Genomic DNA, 3,144 nt, shown 5'->3' with positions numbered 1-3,144 from the left:
CCACGTGGTTGATGGCGGCGCCACCGGCGATCAGCCAGCAAAACAGCAGTCCCGCCAGCAGCAGGGGCTTGATGCCGGCGCGGCGGATGGCCGACATGTGCGTGGTCAAGCCCAGGGCCGCCATGGCCATGGCCAGCAGGGCCGTGTCGAGCTCGGTGATGGTGGACACTGTGCTTGCTGGCAGCAGGCCCAGCGAATTGAAGGCGACTACGCCGATAAAGATGAAAGCGAACCAGGGAATGGCCAGCTTGGCCGCCTTGTCGTGACCGCTGTTGCCGCCATTGGCCTTGCCGCGCACCAGCACCGCCGACAGGATGACGAGGAATGGCGCCAGCATCATCACGCGCACCATCTTGGCGATCACGGCCGCATTCGCCGCTTCCTGCCCGATCGACTTGCCGGCCGCCACCACCTGCGCCACCTCATGCACGGTCGAGCCGATATACACGCCGAACGCGGCAGGCGTGGCTGCCAGCACATGCCAGCCCAGATTCAACTGGTACAGCAAGGGATACAGAAAGATGGCGATGGTGCCGAACACCACGACGGTCGAGACCGCTACGGTCACATCCTCGCTGCGCCCCTTGACGACGGGTTCCGTCGCCATCACGGCCGCCGCGCCGCAGATGGAGCTGCCCGCGCCGATCAGGATGGCGCTGTTGCGCTCCAGCTTGAACACCTTGGTGCCGAGAAACATGGCCAGGCCAAACGTGGACGCCAGCACCAGCGCGTCGATGGCGATGCCGGCCAGGCCCACCTGGCCGATATCCTGGAAGGTCAAACGAAAGCCGTAGAGGATGATGCCCAGGCGCAATAACGTCTGCTTGGAAAAGGCCACGCCCGCGCCGCAGGTGGGCGCCAGACTGCCATACACGCTATTGCCCAGCACAATGCCCAGCATGATGGCCAGGGTCAGGGCGCTCATGCCGTGGCTTTGCATCCATGCCAGCTTGCCCAGCGCGATGGCGCCATAGGCGATCGCGCCGCTCAGCAGCAGGCCCGGCAGAAGGCGGCCGTAGCGGTCGCTGAAACTTGTTGTGTTGCTTGTTGAGAGAGAAGACATGCCGTACTCCATGTTTTTATGCGTATGGCATGACTGTACAGTTCGCTGATTAAATGGTAAAACGGATTGTTTTTGTATGTTTAACCTATTATGTGAGTATATGAGATGGCGTTGACTTTGCGGCAACTGCAGATTTTCCTGGCCGTGGCGGACACGGGCAGCACCAGCGCGGCCGGCGACTTGATTGCGCTGTCGCAATCGGCCACCAGCGCTTCCCTGAATGAACTGGAAACCTTGCTCGGGGCGCAACTGTTCGACCGGGTGGGCAAGCGACTGCTGCTCAACGACAATGGCCGTTGGCTGTTGCCGCAGGCGCGGCAGATGCGCGACGGCGCTGCCAGCATCGAGCGCCAGTTTGCGGGCGCCGACCCGTCCGTACCCGTCAGCCTGCAAATCGGCGCCAGCACCACTATCGGCATCTATCTGTTGCCGCAGATCCTGGCGCAAGCAGCGCAGCAGTACGGACGCAGCATCCCGCAAGTGACGATTGCCAACACGGCCGACATCGCCGCCGCCGTGGCCGCCTTCCAGGTTGATATCGGCCTGATCGAAGGGCCGTGCCACGAAGCGGGTTTGCTGGTGGAACCGTGGCTGACGGACCAGATGCTGATCGTGGCCGCGCCCACGCATCCGCTGGCGCAACTGCGCCATTTGCTCAGTTTTACGGAGCTGAACCAGGCGGGCTGGCTGCTGCGTGAAGCGGGCTCAGGCACGCGCGAGGCAGTGGAGCAGGCGCTGGTACCTTACCTGCACTATCTGCGGCCAGCGGGCGAGTTCAGCAACTCGGAAGCGATCAAATATGGCGCCTCAGCAGGGCTGGGCATCGCCTGCCTGTCGCGGGTCGTGGTGGCTGATTTGCTGGCCAGTGGGCAACTGGTGGAACTGGAGACCATGCTGCCGCCATTGGAGCGCAACTTTTACCTGATACGCCAGTCTAAAAAAATACTCTCGCCCCGTTTGACGGGTTTCCTGGAACTGTGCCGCCACGCTACGCGCATGGCGGGGTAGTTGCGCGCGGCCTTATTTTGGCCGCGGAGCTTGCAATGCCGCATCGGGCGGCGCCAGCGTACCTGCGCGCAGCCGTTGGACGGCTGCGGCCACGGCACGCGCCACGTTGCGTACTTCTTCCTGCATATTGGTATCGCGGTCCAAGGTCTCATGGCTTTGCGCATAGCTGTCGTAATAGCCGATATAGCGGTCCAGCCGTGATTTCGCGCCCGCGTCGACCAGACCCATCCAGTCCAGCCAGTCCGACAGGCCACGCCGTACCCCTTCGATGCCGGCCACGTCGCCGTGCACGACCAGGCCATACGCGCGCCCGGCCAGGTGTTTCGGGTAATTCCAGCCTTGCAATTCCAGGGCCTTCGCTTCCACGGCTTTCTTTCCGTGCGTGGACGTGGGGTCCGGGTTGCCGCCGTCGGCGCAGACGAGCCGGTCTATCATCAGTTTCAGCACGCCGGGTGTCTGGTACCAGTACACGGGAGTGAGGATGATGACGGCGTGCGCGGCTGTCCAGCGCTCGTATATTTCAGCCATCCAGTCGTTCGTCTGGCGTTCGCCATGGTTCGGGTAGCAGCTGCACGGCCAGTGGCACAGGGGCATGGCCGTCGAGACGCAGCCCTTGCATGGATGAATGTGCAAGTCATACGAGGACGTCAGCAAGCTCAGGTCCAGCACGTCCGCTTCGATGTGGTCGGCCTGCAGCACTTCTTTCGCCCATTGCGTCATGCGCCAGGTCTTTGATATTTCACCTGGGCAAGAACCGTCGTTGCGCGCCGCGCCGCAGATCAGCAGCACGCGCGACGGCGTGGCCGGATCTTTCTGGCGCTCCTCGGCGGCCAGCAGGCGGTCGCGCGTGGCTTTCCACTCCACCGATAAATCGTAGTCGGGGTCGATAAAACCCGGTCCCGCCTTTTGCGTGACAGGCGCCTTGCGTCCATCGTGGTAATTCTTCCACGCCACTTCTTCCACCTGCACCAGGGCGCCACGCACGGTGTCGAATGTGGGGTCGGCAAACGAGCGGATGAATTGCAAATGAAATTCGACCCTGCCCAGCGGCGCTGGCGCCTGGCCCTGGCGCG

Annotated in this window: 3 protein-coding genes; 1 reads left to right on the top strand and 2 read right to left on the bottom strand. The window is 63.0% G+C overall.

Annotated elements, in window-relative coordinates; translation table 11 throughout:
* The coding region (locus tag K0F85_RS09500; RefSeq protein WP_257572651.1) for a YeiH family protein at positions 1-1,063 on the bottom strand (1,063 nt) is incomplete at its 3' end.
* Positions 1,064-1,168: 105 nt separating this feature from the next.
* Here K0F85_RS09500 and K0F85_RS09495 point away from each other — a divergent pair.
* Complete coding sequence (locus K0F85_RS09495; protein ID WP_219115794.1) at positions 1,169-2,071, top strand: LysR family transcriptional regulator; 903 nt, start codon at positions 1,169-1,171, stop codon at positions 2,069-2,071.
* A 12-nt stretch (positions 2,072-2,083) separates the two neighbouring features.
* Here the strand turns inward: K0F85_RS09495 and K0F85_RS09490 are convergent.
* A partial coding sequence (locus K0F85_RS09490) for a flavodoxin family protein (protein WP_219115793.1) occupies positions 2,084-3,144 on the bottom strand: 1,061 nt, incomplete at its 5' end.

This window comes from Janthinobacterium sp. UMAB-56 (genome assembly GCF_900095265.1).
GTDB lineage: Bacteria > Pseudomonadota > Gammaproteobacteria > Burkholderiales > Burkholderiaceae_D > Janthinobacterium.
The sequence above is the reverse complement of the archived record's forward strand: the minus strand, read 5'-3'. Positions and strand labels throughout refer to the sequence as shown.

Bases quoted from the DNA above. Each gene is read 5' to 3' on its own strand.
- K0F85_RS09495 (WP_219115794.1), top strand. From the start codon at position 1,169: ATGGCGTTGACTTTGCGGCAACTGCAGATTTTCCTGGCCGTGGCGGAC.